The sequence below is a fragment of the Brevundimonas sp. EU05-FHT14B07 genome (assembly GCF_058790795.1).
Window position 1 is genome coordinate 289,877 of the sequence record NZ_JBYTCZ010000003.1, and the last position, 13,464, is coordinate 303,340.

Sequence of the window (13,464 nt, forward strand, 5' to 3'; positions counted from 1 at the left end):
GCCCGACGATGGCGCCCGTCCTTTCCAAAACTCCCGAAACCCTCGTGACCTCCGGCTGGTCCGACTATGCCCTGCTGGACAGCGGCGACGGCAAGAAGCTGGAGCGGTACGGCCGTTACACCGTCGTTCGGCCCGAGCCGCAGTGTTTCTGGTCACCCCGCGATCCGAAAGCCTTCGAAAACGCGACAGCGACGTTCGATCCGCAGCAGGAAGAGGAAGACAGCGGTCGCTGGCGGTTCGACAAGCACGGCCCCATCGACGCCTTCCCTTTGAGATGGCGCGATGTGAAGTTCACCGGCCGCTTCACCCCCTTCCGCCACCTCGCCTTCTTCCCTGAACAGGCGGCCAACTGGGAATGGCTGGACGGACGGGTGCGGGACTTCACACGTTCAGCCGGCCGCGCGCCGAAGATCCTGAACCTGTTCGGCTATACCGGCGTCGCCAGTCTGGCCGCGGCCGCCGCAGGCGCCGAAGTCACCCACGTCGACGCGTCCAAGAAGTCGGTCGCCTATGCCCGCGAGAACGCCGAGCAGTCGGGCCTGGCCCAGCATCCGATCCGGTGGATTGTCGAGGACGCCCGCAAATATGTCGCGCGCGAAGTTCGTCGCGACTCAAAATACGATGGCGTCATTCTGGATCCGCCCAAATACGGGCGCGGCCCCACGGGGGAAATCTGGCGCCTGTTTGAGGACATGCCGGGTCTGCTCAAGGACTGCGCCGCCTTGCTGGCGGACGATGCCGACTTCCTGCTGCTGAACGCCTATGCAGCCCGTGTGTCCGGCCTGTCCCTGGCGCATCTGATGGTCGAGGCGACCCAGGATCGCGGCGGCCGGATCGGCTGGGGCGAACTGGCCCTGTCCGAAGACGGCCCGGACGCCCGCGCAATCGGCTTGTCCTTCTTCGCGCGGTGGAGCCAATGACCGAACGCGTCATCACCTCCCTGACCAACGACACGGTCAAGGGCGTCCGCGCCCTGCATATGCGCAAGGAACGCGACCTGACCGGCACCTTCCTGGCCGAAGGGCTGAAGTTCATCGGCGAGGCGTTGGACCTGGGCCGTGCGCCCCGCATGCTGCTGGTCGGCGATGACGCCCGTCCTCATCCGTTGCTTGACCGCGCCAAGGCCGCCACTCTCAAGGCTGGCGGCGATATCATCGTCGTCACCCACGCCATCCTTGAAAAGATCAGCCGCCGGGACAATCCGCAGACTGTGCTCGGCGTGTTCGAACAGGCCTATGCGGCTCTCGACAGCCTGAACCCCGCCTCGGCCCCCTGCTGGGTCGCGCTGGAACAGGTGCGCGATCCCGGCAATCTGGGCACCATCATTCGCACGGCGGATGCGGCCGGTTGCGGCGGCGTCATTCTGATCGGCGACTGCGTCGATCCCTATTCGGTAGAAGCCGTGCGCGCGACCATGGGGTCGGTCTTCGCCGTCTCGATCACCAGGACGACGCCCGAGGCTTTCCTGACCTGGCGCAAGACCTGGCCCGGCAGCGTCGTCGGCACCCGACTGGACGCCAAGGTCAGTCACCGCTCGGCCGTAATGCAACAGCCGTCGCTGATCCTGATGGGCAATGAACAGGCCGGCCTGACCGACGACCTGGCCGCCGCCTGCGACGTCAACGTCAAGATTCCGATGCGTGGCCGCGCCGACAGCCTGAATCTGGCCATCGCCACCGGCATCATGGTCTATGCCGCGACGGATGAAGCCTAGCGCTTCTCCTCCGGCGCCACGCGGCCCATGCCCCACAGGGCCGCGATGGTGACCAGGGCAGAAATCGCCAGATAGCCGCCGACGGCTCCCGGCCCGAATCGCTCGGCCAGCTTCAGCGCAATGTAAGGCGCAAGCGATGCGCCCAGGATGCCCGCCAGATTGAAGGCCATCGACGCGCCGGTGTAGCGCACCGGTGTCGGGAACGGCCGCGCCATGGCCGCGCCGATAGGGCCATAGGTGCAGCCCATCAGGGCAAACCCGAGCGCAAAGAAGATCAGAAGGCCGCTGAGGCCGCCTCCGAACAGTGGCGCGAACAGAAAGCCGAACAGGCCGATCCCAACCGACGAGGCGATCAGCACCCTGACCTGCCCATATCGATCCGCCAGCAACGCCGTCACAGGGATGAAGGCGGCGAAGAACAGCACGCCGATCAACTGGATGGGCAGCACATCGGCCCGGGCCAATCCCATGCCTGTCGTCGCCCATCCGAGGGCGAAGACGGTCATCAGATAAAAGAGGGTGAAGGTCGTCACGCCGCTGAACGTCCCCAGAACCAGCGCCGCCTTGTGATGGGCGAACAGGGTGACGGCCGGCGCCTTGACGCGCTCGTCACGGTCCACCGCCTTCTGGAACTCGGGCGTCTCGGTGATCTTCAGCCGCACCCACAGGCCGACGAACACCAGCACGGCGCTCGCCAGGAACGGAATTCGCCATCCCCAGCCTTCGAACGCGGTCTCGCTCATCGTCGACGTCAGAACGATGAAGGATGTGGTGGACAGGATGAAGCCGATGGGCGCGCCCAGTTGGGGGAACATGCCGAACCAGGCCTTCTTTCCGGGCGGCGCGTTCTCTGTCGCCAGCAACACCGCCCCGCCCCACTCGCCGCCCAGGCCCAGCCCCTGGCCGAACCGGCACAGGGCCAGGAGCAGGGGCGCCAGCAGGCCGACCTGCTGGTGCGTCGGCAACAGGCCGATCGCCACGGTCGACAGGCCCATCGTCATCAGCGCCGCGACCAGCGTCGCCTTGCGCCCCACCCGGTCCCCAAAATGCCCAAAGGCCAAGGCGCCGATGGGCCGCGCGAAGAAGGCGATGGAAAAGGTCGCGAACGACGACAGAAGCGCCGTACCCGGATCCTCGCCCGGAAAGAACAGCGTCGGGAACACCAGAACGGCCGCCGTGGCGTAGATATAGAAGTCGAAGAACTCGATCGTCGTGCCGATCAGGCTTGCGAACAGCACGCGGCCGGTGGAGTTCTTCGGCAGGACGTCGGACATCTTCTTCTCCCGGTTGTCCCAGCGATGCCCGTTTCCCAGCCGCCGCGTCAAGGCGATCAGGCGCCGCGCGGCTTGACCCGGTTCGTCGCTTGCGCCTCGGCTGGATTTTCCGGCCACGGATGACGGGGATAACGGCCGCGCATCTCCGCGCGCACCGCCGCCCACGAGCCCGACCAGAAGCGCGGCAAGTCTTTGGTGACTTGCACCGGCCGCCGCGCCGGCGACAACAGGGCCAGGGTCAACGGTACGCCGCCGACGGTCGGATGCGTCGTCACGCCGAACAGTTCCTGCACCCGAATATCGACGCGCGGTCCGGCCTCGGCGGCATAGTCAATGGCCGCCGAGCCTAGCGGCGTGACCAGACGCGGGGGCGCCAGCTCGTCCAGACGGCGCTGTAGGTCCCAAGGGATCAGTCCGCGCAGGGCCTCGGCCAGACGACCGTCAGCTATCCCCTCCAGCGACTTCGCCCCTTCCAGCAGCGGCCACAGCCAGCCCTCACGCGCCGCCAGCAGAGCCTCGTCGGACACATCGGGCCACGCTGGGTCGCGCGCGTGCAGGAAGGCCAGCCGCGCGCGCAGTCCCGACGCCTGCTCGCCCCATTTGAGCGCGCCCAGCCCATCCGCCTCGATCTCGGTCCGAAGGGCGGCAGTCAGGGTCTTCGCATCCGGCGCGCCGACAATCTTTTCGTCCAGCATGATGGCCCCGATGCGCCGCAAGCGCCGGATCACCGACCGCCCCGACGGTTCGCGCGCCAACCGGTCCTCCGTCGAGATCAGGCGCGCCAGATCGCTGTCGATCCGGTCCGCCTCCAGCGCCGCCGCCAGTCGCACCCGGTCGCGCGTATCGCCTCCGCCAAGATCGGCGATCGCCAACCAAGGCTCACGCGCCAAATGGTCGGTCGCCTCCAGCACGGCCCCTCTCCCGCTGGCGAGAAGGTATTCACCCGCCTTGCCCCGCGCCCTTGCGATCCGCTCGGGAAAGGCCACGGCCAGCAGCAGTCCAGAATCGATCGTCCGACCCGATCCGCCGCCCGCCGCGCGCGCCCAGCGCTCCGCCAGCTTGATCGAATCGCGCGTTCTCTGCGTCCGATCGCGCTCCAGCCCGATCAGGCGATCCGCCAGATCGACGCTCGATCCGCCCAGACCCGGCTCGCTCAACACCGCCGCGATCCGTGCGCCCGTCATTGCATCGCCGGCGTCGGACGCCACGGCCACCATATGGGCCAGCCGCGGCGACAGCGGGATCTTCGTCAGGCGCAGCCCGTGTTTCGACAGTCCGCCATCGGCACCCAGCGCCCCCAACCGTGTCAGCACCTTGCGCGCCTCGGCCAAGGCTCCAGCCGGCGGCGGGTCCAGCAAGGCCAATCCCTCGACCGAGCGCGCGCCCCAACGCGCGAGGTCTAGGGCCAGTCCGGTCAGATCCGCCTCTTGGATTTCCGGCCGTTGATGCGGGACGAGCCCGCGCGTTTGTTCCTCATCCCACAAGCGGTAGCAAACGCCCGGCTCGGTGCGCCCGGCCCGGCCGCGCCTCTGTTCCGCGGAGGATCGGCTGACCTTGACCGTCGCCAGCCGGGTCAGGCCGCTGGAGGGTTCGAATCGCGGCACACGCGCCAGGCCGCCGTCTATCACGACCCGCACGCCTTCGATGGTCAGACTGGTTTCCGCGACCGAGGTCGCCAGCACCAGCTTGCGCCGCCCCACAGCCGCCGGTTCGATGGCTCGGTCCTGTATGGCCCGGTCCAGTCCGCCGTACAGCGGCACGACATCGACGTTCGGCAGACGCAGTCGCTCATTCACCAGCTTGGCCACCCGATGGATTTCACCCTGCCCCGGCAGGAAGACAAGCGCGGACCCCGTCTCCTCGCCCAGCGCTGTCAGGCAGGCGCGCGCCACAGCCTCTTCGAACCGTTCGGACGGATTGCGGCCAAGATACCGGGTCTCGACCGGCCAAGCCCGTCCCTCGGCCTCGATCACCGGCGCGCCGTCGAGCAGACGCGAGACCCCGACCACATCCAGCGTCGCGGACATGACCAGCAGCCGCAGATTCTCACGCAGCAGCTTTTGCGTCTCTCTCGCCAGCGCCAGTCCTAGGTCTGCGTCCAGACTGCGTTCGTGAAACTCGTCGAACAAGACCGCGCCCACGTCCTCCAGACCCGGATCGTCCAGAATCATGCGCGTGAAGACGCCCTCGGTGATCACCTCGATGCGTGTGTTCGGCCCGATCCGGCTCTGCAACCGGGTGCGATAGCCCACCGTCTCCCCGGCCTGTTCCCCCAGTGTCTTCGCCATCCGGTCGGCCGCCGCCCGTGCGGCCAGGCGTCGCGGCTCCAGCACCAGTACCTTGCCCTCCAGCCAGGGCTGATCCAGCAGGGCCAGCGGCACGACCGTCGTCTTGCCCGCCCCCGGCGGCGCCGCCAGCACGGCCGTATTGCCCGCGCTCAGGGCGGCTTTCAGCGGTTCAAGAACGGCGTGGATGGGCAGCATGCGTCGCCTCTAGCCTGCCGACAGGCGATCACGAAAGCGTCGTCGCGCCTTAACCACCCCGTCATGCGCGTTGCGCGCCGCCTCATCCGTCGCTAGCGTCCGCCCCAAGCAGCCGAGGGGCTGCATCAAAACGTGGGGGTATTTTATGTGGCGCGTTAAGTCGCTCGACGCGATCCTTGCCACGGCCGAGAAGAAGTCGCTTCACCGGTCGCTTGGTCCTATTCAACTAACGCTTCTGGGGATCGGGGCCATCATCGGCACCGGAATCTTCGTCCTGACCGCTTCGGCCGCCCAAAAGGCCGGACCGGGCATGATGATCAGCTTCGTCATTGCCGGCGCCGTCTGCGCGGTCGCAGCGCTCTGCTACTCCGAACTCGCGTCGATGGCCCCGGTTTCGGGCTCAGCCTACACCTACACCTACGCCGTGATGGGCGAACTGCTGGCCTGGACGGTCGGTTGGGCGCTGATCCTGGAATACGCCGTGGCCGCCTCGGCCGTGTCGGTCGGTTGGTCGGGGTATGTGCTGGGGCTGATAGAACAGGGGCTCGGCTTCGATTTCCCCGACCTCCTATCCGCCGGGCCGACCTGGTCGATGAACGGCTTCATCCCCACGCCTGACTTCTCGGCCGGGATCGTCAACATCCCCGCCATCGTCGTGGCCCTGCTGGTGACGGCTCTGCTGATGGTCGGCACCACGGAATCGGCCCGGGTCAATGCAATCCTGGTGGCGATCAAGGTCGTCGCCCTGACGGTCTTCATCGTCATCACCCTGCCTGTCATTAAGTCGGCCAACCTGTCGCCGTTCGCTCCCAATGGCCTCTTCGGACAATACTCGGGGATGGGCATCGTCGGCGCCGCGGCCTCGATCTTCTTCGCCTATGTCGGCTTCGACGCTGTTTCGACGGCGGCCGAAGAGACCAAGAACCCGCAGCGCAACGTGCCCATCGGCCTGATCGGCTCTTTGGCCATCTGTACGGTCTTCTATCTGCTGGTCGCGCTCGGCGCCGCCGGCGCCATCGGCGCTCAGCCGGTTCTGGGCGCCGCCGGTGAAGCGGTCCAGCCGGGCTCGCCCGCCTTCGTCGCCGCCTGCGCCCTGCCCGCCAACGCCGAAATGCTGGTCTGCTCTAACGAGGCCCTGGCTCACGTTCTGCGCGTCGTCGGTCATCCCCAGATCGGCAACGCCCTTGGCACCGCCGCCCTGCTGGCCCTGCCGTCGGTCATCCTGATGATGATCTTCGGTCAGACCCGCATCTTCTTCGTGATGGCGCGCGACGGTCTGCTGCCGGAAGGCCTGACCAAGATCCATCCCAAGTGGAAGACGCCCTATATCGTGACCGCCGCCACCGGCATCGCGGTCGCCATCGCCGGCGCCCTGTTCCCGGTCGGTCAGCTGGCCGACATCTCGAACTCGGGGACCCTGTTCGCCTTCTTCATGGTGTCGATCGCGGTGCTAGTGCTGCGGGTCAAGGATCCGAACCGCCGCCGTCCGTTCCGTACGCCGCTGATCTGGGTGTTCGCGCCCCTGTCGGCGTTTGGCTGCGCGTTCCTGTTCTGGAACCTGCCGCACGACGCCAAGATGGTGCTGCCGATCTGGGGTGGCATCGGCCTGGTGATCTACTTCCTGTATGGCTACCGCAAGAGCCACCTGGGTCGCGGTCTGGTCGAGGTTCACGAAACGGACCGCGACGTTCCGCCGCCGCCCGTGCCGCCAATCAGCTAAGACCAAACTGGGCCTGTCGCACCAATCGCGGCAGGCCCATCTATCGGCCTCAAGTAGCCCGCAAGGGCGATAGGCCAAGAATAAAGAAAGGCCCCGGATCGCTCCGGGGCCTTTTTGTCTTGGTGCGGATGAGAGGACTCGAACCTCCACGCCTCTCGGCGCTGGAACCTAAATCCAGTGCGTCTACCAGTTCCGCCACATCCGCATCGGGTAGGCGGTCGCCTCTAGAGGGTGACGCCGCTCAGGGCAAGACCTCAGCGACGGCCAGCGACCAGTTCGTTGCGAATGGAGCGTCCCAAGGGATCGCGGGCGCGCCAGGTGTCGCCGACATCGGCCTCGACCATCCGGCTGCAGAACCGCGGCAGAATCTGGCGCGGGCTGAAACCAGTAAGACAAATCTTGTCACCCTCGGCCGACCAGCGGGCCGCCACACGTCGCCCGTCCGAAAACTGCGAGGTGTAGCGTCCATCCGGATCGAAATAGTGCCTGACCCACTGTCCGTTCGGATAGTGGGACACGATCGTATTGCCGAACGCCTTGGACATATCGGCTGAGGCGGGAGAGGCCGCCAGCACACCCACAATAGCCAAGCCGCAGATCACCGCACCCTGCTTCACACGCCCCTCCTGCGCCGTCCATAATCGACTATCGACGATACATAAGACGGCGCAAGCGCTGCGGTTCCTCAGCCGTTGCCGCGACGACCCGATTCGAACAGGAACCAGACGCGCTTCTCGCTTTCGTCGATCCAGTTCTCGAGCAGGCTGGCGGTCGCGACGTCGTTGTGCTCGTCGCACAGGTCATGCACCTCGCGCATCCGGCCGATCAATTCACCGTTGTCGTCGCGAAGCTCGGCCAGCATATCCAACGGATCGACGTAATCGGCGTCATTGTCGGCGACGCGTGATTCCTTGGCGATCTGACCGATGGAGCGCAGCGTGGTCCCGCCGATCTTGCGCGCGCGTTCGGCCATGGGATCGGTCATGGCCAGGATTTCCGCCGACTGCTCGTCCAGCATCAAATGATAGTCCCGGAAATGCGGGCCCGAGACGTGCCAGTGGAAATTCTTGGTCTTGATGTAGAGAGCGAACGTATCGGCCAGCAGGCCGGTCAGAGCGGCGGAAATGCTCTGGGTCGCCTCCTCCGACAGGCTCGTCGGCGTCTTCAGGGGCGCCAGGCGCTTTTCTTTGGCGGTGACCATCATCGTTCTCCTCAGCAGCAGTCTGCGGTCAAGCTAGGTAGCCGGGCATCCGAACGGAAGCCCTGGCGCAGATGATAATGCTGAAGCTGTGAACTAGTTCGGCGGCGCCGACCTTTGTCGGCGGATGGCTGGGGAACTAGGACTCGAACCTAGAATGACGGTACCAAAAACCGTAGTGTTACCATTACACCATTCCCCAGCAGGACCGGCGTTTCCGAAGCACTCTGTGCGGCGGAGGCGGTCAGATACGCCAAGCCGTTTTGGGATGCAACACCCTCTTTCAGGACTATTTTCGCTTACCGTGAAGATGGGTCGAAATGGGCGCTTGCGGCCTATCGAACCCATGGCTATAAGCCGCGTCCTCACTTCGGGGCGACGCCGCCAGGCCAGCCCCCACGGTCGGAGTGTGGCTCAGCCTGGTAGAGCACTGCGTTCGGGACGCAGGGGTCGGAGGTTCGAATCCTCTCACTCCGACCATCTTCTCCTCAGAAAAATCGACGATGCGACAGCGGGTCTTTGCCCGCTGCCAGAGCCGCGTCAGTCGTCGTTCGCCGCGCTCTCCATCGCCCGGCGCGCCACCGCATTCAGATGCGCCCCAACCGACTCGATGGCCCTAGAGCCTAGCGCCTTTCTGCGCGCGGTCAGATCGGGCGAACCGGCGTCGTAGTCGGCCATCAGCCGCCGCACGAACGCCCCGCTCTGAACCTCGGCCAGCACCTCATCCATCGCTTGGCGCGATTCGTCTCCGATAACCCTCGGCCCGGTCAGATAGGCGCCGTATTCCGCCGTGTTCGAAATCTTGGCGAAGGCGCCCGCGATGCCGCGTTCGTACATTAGGTCGGTCACCAGCTTGGTTTCATAGAAACATTCGAACCACGCCACTTCGGGCGGATAGCCGGCGTTGACCAGCTTCAAGAAGGCCGCGTCGATCAGTTCGGCGATGCCGCCGCACAGAACCACCTGTTCGCCGAACAGGTCGCTCTCGCACTCGTCGCGCATCGTCGTTTCCAGAATGCCCTTGCGCCCGCAGCCCAGCGCCGCCGCATAGGACAGGCCCAGCGCATGCGCGTCGCCCGTCGCGTCCTGCTGCACGCCAAACAGGCAGAAGACCCCCTCCCCGGCTTCGTACAGATCTCGGATGCGCGGCCCGATCCCCTTGGGCGAGGCCAGGATGACGTCCAGATCGGCGCGCGGTTCGACCAGGCCGAATCTCACTGACAGGCCGTGGGCGAAGACCAAGGCCGCGCCCGGCCGCACGTTCGGCTCCAGTTCGTCGCGCCACAGATCGCGGTGCGCCTCGTCTGACGTCATGACGGCGACCACGTCGGCGCCCGACGCGGCGTGTCCGGCCGTCATCACCTCGAACCCGTCGGCGCGCGCCAGGTCTCGCGTCTTGGAGTCAGCCTTCAGACCCACCACGATGTCGGTCACGCCCGAATCGCGCAGGTTCAGCGCATGGGTCCGGCCCTGGCTGCCGTACCCGATCATGGCCACGCGCTTGCCGCGGATGATCGAAAGGTCGCAGTCGCGATCATGGAAGACGGGCAGCGGATTGGGTAGGGTCTGGGTCATGACCGCCTTCATAACCCCATCCGACGTCGTCGCCTTCTGGAAAGAGGCTGGGCCCGAAAAGTGGTTCGTCAAGGACGAGGCGTTCGACGCCGATTTCCGGGATCGCGGTCGCGCGGTCCACTGGGCCGCCGCGCGCCGCGAATTGGACGACTGGATGGACACGGCCGAGGGCGCCTTGGCGCTGCTGATCCTGCTGGATCAGTATCCGCGCAACAGCTTTCGCGGCACGGCGCATCAGTTCGCCACCGACCCGCTGGCCCTGATGTTCGCAAACCAAGCCGTAGCCCGTGATCTGCATATGGAGGTCGAGCCGGCGCTAAAGAACTTCCTGCTCCTGCCCTTCGAACATTCCGAACGGATCGAGGATCAGGACCGCTACATGGCCTTGGTCGCCGGCGATGAAGAGTTGGAGAAATGGGGCACGCTGCACCGGGACATCATCGTCCGCTTTGGCCGCTTCCCGCACCGCAACGCCGCGCTGGGCCGCCAGACGACGCCTGAAGAACAGGCCTTCCTCGACGGAGGCGGTTTCGGCGGCTGATTCGATCCACAACGATCAGATAGCGAGCGGCGACGGCCGATTGGCGAAAGACCGATTCGGGTAGAAGCTGATGCCATGAACGCTCAGGTCGCCATCGCTGAACTTCAGGCTCGCATCGCTGCGGCGCCTACCGATCATCCCGAGCGTCAATACCTGAACCTGCTGCGAGACATCCTCGACAACGGCGTGCGCCGCGACGATCGCACCGGCACCGGCACCCTGGGCGTCTTCGGTCGCCAGATGCGGTTCGATCTGTCCAAGGGCTTTCCCGTCCTGACGACCAAGAAGCTGCATCTGCGGTCGATCATCGTCGAACTGCTGTGGTTCCTGCGTGGCGAGACCAATATCGCCTATCTGAAGGACAATGGCGTTCGCATCTGGGACGAATGGGCCGACGCCGAGGGCGAGTTGGGTCCGGTCTATGGCAAGCAATGGCGGTCCTGGACTGGGCCGGACGGCCGCATCATCGACCAGATCGACAAGCTGGTTCATGGGCTGAAGACCAATCCCAACAGCCGCCGCCACATCGTCACCGCCTGGAACCCGGCCGATGTCGACGATATGGCCCTGCCGCCCTGCCACTGCCTGTTCCAGTTCTTCGTCGCCGACGGAAAGCTCAGCTGCCAGCTGTATCAGCGCAGCGCCGACGTCTTCCTGGGCGTGCCGTTCAACATCGCCTCCTACGCCCTGCTGACGATGATGCTGGCCCAGGTGGTGGGGCTGGAGCCGGGCGACTTCGTCCACACCTTCGGCGACGCCCACCTTTATCTGAACCATCTGGAACAGGCCGAACTCCAGCTGACCCGCGAGCCCCTGCCCCTGCCCGTCATGCAGATCGCGCCCAAGACCGACCTGTTCGCCTTCGACCTCTCGGACTTCACCCTCGAAGGTTACGAGGCCTGGCCGCATATCAAGGCGGCCGTCGCCGTTTAAGGTCGTTCACGATGATCCGCGCTTTCTCTCTTGGTCTCGTTCTACTCGCAACGCCCACGGCGTCGGCGGTCGCCCAGCCGATCTCATCCGCCGTTGAAGCCGCCGAGATCACACCGGTACAAATCAAGGTGCCTGCGCCGGACGGTCGGGCCATACCGATCAGCATCTGGACCGCCCCGGTCGAAAGCGGCGTGGTGGTGTTCAGCCACGGCTATAACGGTTCGCCGACGGCCTATGCCCGCATTCTGTCGGCCTGGGCGGCGCACGGTTTCACGGTAATCGCACCGCTGCACGTCGATTCTCTGCGCCATCCCGAACATGAGAAATATGACAATCGCGCCGCCTTCTCGACCAGGCTGATCGACCTGGGCGTCGCACGCGGCATCGCCGCTCATGCGCATTCGGGCAAACCGCTGATCGTGGCGGGGCATTCGTTTGGCTCTCTGATGTCCGTAATCGAGGGCGGCGCCGTCACGGCGGCGGGCGCCGCAGGCGACCCGGCGGTAAAAGGCGTGATCGCCTTTTCCTCGGCCGGCTCTATCCCCGGCCTCGTCACCTCCGACAGCTACCGTACTGTTGACCGTCCGCTGTTGGTGATCACTGGCGATCAGGATCTGGTGCCCGGCTTCGTCAGCGATTGGCGCGATCATCGCGCGCCGTTCGACAATAGTCCGGCCGGCGACAAAACCCTCATGATCTTCGCGGGCGCAGACCATCAACTGCCGGGGACGGCGCAAGGCGAACGTTTTGATCAGATCATCCGGGCGACGGAGGATTTCCTAGACGCCTACGCGCTGAATGATGCCGACGCCCGGTCGCGCCTACTGGCCTTCGCCGCAGACGGCGTCAGCGTCGAGCGACGCTGAACGGATGGATTTGCGCGATCTGTCCGCGTCGGTGATTCGCATCTCCGACATCTATGCCGCAGAACACGATATCGACCGCGACCGCGACTGGGCCTTGCTCAAACTGCAGGAAGAGCTTGGCGAACTGACCGCAGAGCACCTTCGGCTGACTGGCCGAGCAAGAGGCGCGCCCGACAGCCAGGCGCTGGGTGACGAGGCGGCGGATGTACTGGGGATGCTGCTGATCTACTGCGCGCGGGCCGGTGTCGATCTGGATCAGGCCATGCAGCGCAAATGGCTGAACTGGCTGGAGCCGAATGTATGACCGTTCCTCTTATCGCCCTGGTCGTCGCGCGTGGACGCAACGGCGTCATCGGCCGCGACGGCGACCTGCCCTGGCGGCTGCGCTCGGACCTGCAAAGGTTCAAGGCCATCACGGTGGGCAAGCCCTGCCTGATGGGCCGCAAGACCTGGGAGAGCCTGCCGTTGAAGCCTCTGCCCGGTCGGCTGAACATCGTGCTGACGCGTGACGAATCCTACGAAAGCGACGGCATGTCCAAGGGCGCGCTGGTCTGCGCCACCCTGGACGAAGCCATCGAGATCGGACGCGAAACCGCCGAGGACGATGGCGTCGAGGAGATCTGCATCATCGGCGGCACCGCCCTGTTCGAGGCGTCCCTGCCCCGCGCCAGGCGCCTCTACATTACCGAGGTCGAGGCCTCTCCCGAGGGCGACGCCGTCTTTCCGTCATTCGACGAAACGGCCTGGGTGGAGGTATCGTCAGAATCGCACCCGGCGGGCGAGAAGGACGACCATGCCTTCACCTTCCGTGTGCTGGAACGACGCTAGGAGAAACAGATGTACGTCACCACGACCAACGACCTGCCCGGCTTTCGCGTCACCCGCCACATCGGCCTGGTGCGCGGTGTCACGGTGCGCTCGCGCAACGCCATCTCCGACGCCATCGGCGGGGTCCAGTCGATGCTGGGAGGCCGAGTCGGCGCCTATGTGAAGCTTGCTGAGGCCGGGCGTCAGGAAGCCTATGACGAACTGGTCAAACACGCCCAAGCCCACGGCGCCAACGCCATCCTGGCCGTCCGCTATGACGCGACGGAGATCATGCCGGGCGTGACCGAGGTGCTGTGCTACGGCACGGGCGTGATCGTCGAGCCGGCATGACC

General features: G+C 65.6%; 14 protein-coding genes and 3 tRNA genes. 10 read left to right on the plus strand and 7 right to left on the minus strand.

Features of this window, described 5'->3' with window-relative positions; all coding sequences use genetic code 11:
- The first annotated feature begins 8 nt into the window (after positions 1 to 8).
- Positions 9 to 920: an RsmD family RNA methyltransferase gene (locus AC3WRC_RS09345; protein WP_492303654.1), complete on the plus strand. Its 912-nt coding sequence runs from the start codon at positions 9 to 11 to the stop codon at positions 918 to 920.
- On the plus strand, positions 917 to 1,714 hold the full coding sequence (locus tag AC3WRC_RS09350) for a TrmH family RNA methyltransferase (RefSeq protein WP_492303655.1): 798 nt from the start codon (positions 917 to 919) through the stop codon (positions 1,712 to 1,714). Before AC3WRC_RS09345 ends, AC3WRC_RS09350 begins: the two co-directional genes overlap by 4 nt.
- On the opposite strand, the gene AC3WRC_RS09355 is transcribed toward AC3WRC_RS09350, so the two are convergent.
- Both AC3WRC_RS09355 and hrpB read right to left on the minus strand, forming a co-directional pair.
- Positions 1,711 to 2,988 carry an MFS transporter gene (locus AC3WRC_RS09355; RefSeq protein WP_492303656.1) on the minus strand — a complete coding sequence of 426 codons (1,278 nt, stop codon included), beginning with the start codon at positions 2,986 to 2,988 and terminating at the stop codon, positions 1,711 to 1,713. The genes AC3WRC_RS09350 and AC3WRC_RS09355 overlap by 4 nt on opposite strands.
- A gap of 56 nt (positions 2,989 to 3,044) precedes the next feature.
- Positions 3,045 to 5,471: an ATP-dependent helicase HrpB gene (gene hrpB / locus AC3WRC_RS09360; protein ID WP_492303657.1), complete on the minus strand. Its 2,427-nt coding sequence runs from the start codon at positions 5,469 to 5,471 to the stop codon at positions 3,045 to 3,047.
- 145 nt (positions 5,472 to 5,616) lie between these two features.
- Here hrpB and AC3WRC_RS09365 point away from each other — a divergent pair, with 145 nt between their 5' ends.
- The gene (locus tag AC3WRC_RS09365; protein ID WP_199059651.1) at positions 5,617 to 7,191 is read left to right on the plus strand and encodes an amino acid permease; all 1,575 of its coding nucleotides are present in this window, start codon (positions 5,617 to 5,619) and stop codon (positions 7,189 to 7,191) included.
- A gap of 120 nt (positions 7,192 to 7,311) precedes the next feature.
- On the opposite strand, the gene AC3WRC_RS09370 is transcribed toward AC3WRC_RS09365, so the two are convergent.
- From AC3WRC_RS09370 to AC3WRC_RS09385, 4 genes are all read right to left on the minus strand, one after another.
- Positions 7,312 to 7,396: transfer RNA gene (locus AC3WRC_RS09370), tRNA-Leu, on the minus strand.
- Positions 7,397 to 7,445: 49 nt separating this feature from the next.
- Complete coding sequence (locus AC3WRC_RS09375) at positions 7,446 to 7,808, minus strand: hypothetical protein (protein WP_492303658.1); 363 nt, start codon at positions 7,806 to 7,808, stop codon at positions 7,446 to 7,448.
- A gap of 68 nt (positions 7,809 to 7,876) precedes the next feature.
- A complete protein-coding gene (locus AC3WRC_RS09380; RefSeq protein WP_492303659.1) occupies positions 7,877 to 8,395 on the minus strand; it encodes a Dps family protein in 519 nt (172 codons plus the stop codon).
- A 122-nt stretch (positions 8,396 to 8,517) separates the two neighbouring features.
- A tRNA-Gln gene (locus tag AC3WRC_RS09385) sits at positions 8,518 to 8,591 on the minus strand.
- 201 nt (positions 8,592 to 8,792) lie between these two features.
- On the opposite strand from AC3WRC_RS09385, the gene AC3WRC_RS09390 reads away from it, so the two are divergent.
- Positions 8,793 to 8,869: transfer RNA gene (locus tag AC3WRC_RS09390), tRNA-Pro, on the plus strand.
- Positions 8,870 to 8,929: 60 nt separating this feature from the next.
- On the opposite strand, the gene ilvC is transcribed toward AC3WRC_RS09390, so the two are convergent.
- Positions 8,930 to 9,964: a ketol-acid reductoisomerase gene (ilvC, locus tag AC3WRC_RS09395; RefSeq protein ID WP_492303660.1), complete on the minus strand. Its 1,035-nt coding sequence runs from the start codon at positions 9,962 to 9,964 to the stop codon at positions 8,930 to 8,932.
- On the opposite strand from ilvC, the gene AC3WRC_RS09400 reads away from it, so the two are divergent.
- The 6 genes from AC3WRC_RS09400 (at position 9,963) to AC3WRC_RS09425 (ending at position 13,462) form a co-directional block, all read left to right on the plus strand.
- Positions 9,963 to 10,505: a DUF924 family protein gene (locus AC3WRC_RS09400; RefSeq protein ID WP_492303661.1), complete on the plus strand. Its 543-nt coding sequence runs from the start codon at positions 9,963 to 9,965 to the stop codon at positions 10,503 to 10,505. The two genes, ilvC and AC3WRC_RS09400, sit on opposite strands and share 2 nt — an antisense overlap.
- A gap of 75 nt (positions 10,506 to 10,580) precedes the next feature.
- Positions 10,581 to 11,438 carry a thymidylate synthase gene (locus AC3WRC_RS09405; RefSeq protein ID WP_492303662.1) on the plus strand — a complete coding sequence of 286 codons (858 nt, stop codon included), beginning with the start codon at positions 10,581 to 10,583 and terminating at the stop codon, positions 11,436 to 11,438.
- 11 nt (positions 11,439 to 11,449) lie between these two features.
- Positions 11,450 to 12,304 carry an alpha/beta hydrolase family protein gene (locus tag AC3WRC_RS09410; protein WP_492303663.1) on the plus strand — a complete coding sequence of 285 codons (855 nt, stop codon included), beginning with the start codon at positions 11,450 to 11,452 and terminating at the stop codon, positions 12,302 to 12,304.
- Between the two features lie 4 nt (positions 12,305 to 12,308).
- Positions 12,309 to 12,608, plus strand: coding sequence for a phosphoribosyl-ATP pyrophosphohydrolase (locus tag AC3WRC_RS09415; RefSeq protein WP_492303664.1), 300 nt, complete (start codon positions 12,309 to 12,311; stop codon positions 12,606 to 12,608).
- Complete coding sequence (locus AC3WRC_RS09420; protein WP_492303665.1) at positions 12,605 to 13,132, plus strand: dihydrofolate reductase; 528 nt, start codon at positions 12,605 to 12,607, stop codon at positions 13,130 to 13,132. Before AC3WRC_RS09415 ends, AC3WRC_RS09420 begins: the two co-directional genes overlap by 4 nt.
- Positions 13,133 to 13,141: 9 nt before the next feature.
- A complete protein-coding gene (locus tag AC3WRC_RS09425) occupies positions 13,142 to 13,462 on the plus strand; it encodes a YbjQ family protein (RefSeq protein WP_039243695.1) in 321 nt (106 codons plus the stop codon).
- Positions 13,463 to 13,464 lie beyond the last annotated feature (2 nt).

Excerpts from the sequence above, each read along its gene's own strand:
- AC3WRC_RS09415 (WP_492303664.1), top strand. The coding sequence starts at position 12,309 with ATGGATTTGCGCGATCTGTCCGCGTCGGTGATTCGCATCTCCGACATC.
- AC3WRC_RS09355 (WP_492303656.1), bottom strand. The coding sequence starts at position 2,988 with ATGTCCGACGTCCTGCCGAAGAACTCCACCGGCCGCGTGCTGTTCGCA.
- AC3WRC_RS09405 (WP_492303662.1), top strand. The coding sequence starts at position 10,581 with ATGAACGCTCAGGTCGCCATCGCTGAACTTCAGGCTCGCATCGCTGCG.
- AC3WRC_RS09410 (WP_492303663.1), top strand. The coding sequence starts at position 11,450 with ATGATCCGCGCTTTCTCTCTTGGTCTCGTTCTACTCGCAACGCCCACG.
- AC3WRC_RS09350 (WP_492303655.1), top strand. The coding sequence starts at position 917 with ATGACCGAACGCGTCATCACCTCCCTGACCAACGACACGGTCAAGGGC.
- AC3WRC_RS09425 (WP_039243695.1), top strand. The coding sequence starts at position 13,142 with ATGTACGTCACCACGACCAACGACCTGCCCGGCTTTCGCGTCACCCGC.
- hrpB (WP_492303657.1), bottom strand. The coding sequence starts at position 5,471 with ATGCTGCCCATCCACGCCGTTCTTGAACCGCTGAAAGCCGCCCTGAGC.
- AC3WRC_RS09400 (WP_492303661.1), top strand. The coding sequence starts at position 9,963 with ATGACCGCCTTCATAACCCCATCCGACGTCGTCGCCTTCTGGAAAGAG.
- ilvC (WP_492303660.1), bottom strand. The coding sequence starts at position 9,964 with ATGACCCAGACCCTACCCAATCCGCTGCCCGTCTTCCATGATCGCGAC.
- AC3WRC_RS09380 (WP_492303659.1), bottom strand. The coding sequence starts at position 8,395 with ATGATGGTCACCGCCAAAGAAAAGCGCCTGGCGCCCCTGAAGACGCCG.
- AC3WRC_RS09420 (WP_492303665.1), top strand. The coding sequence starts at position 12,605 with ATGACCGTTCCTCTTATCGCCCTGGTCGTCGCGCGTGGACGCAACGGC.
- AC3WRC_RS09345 (WP_492303654.1), top strand. The coding sequence starts at position 9 with ATGGCGCCCGTCCTTTCCAAAACTCCCGAAACCCTCGTGACCTCCGGC.
- AC3WRC_RS09365 (WP_199059651.1), top strand. The coding sequence starts at position 5,617 with ATGTGGCGCGTTAAGTCGCTCGACGCGATCCTTGCCACGGCCGAGAAG.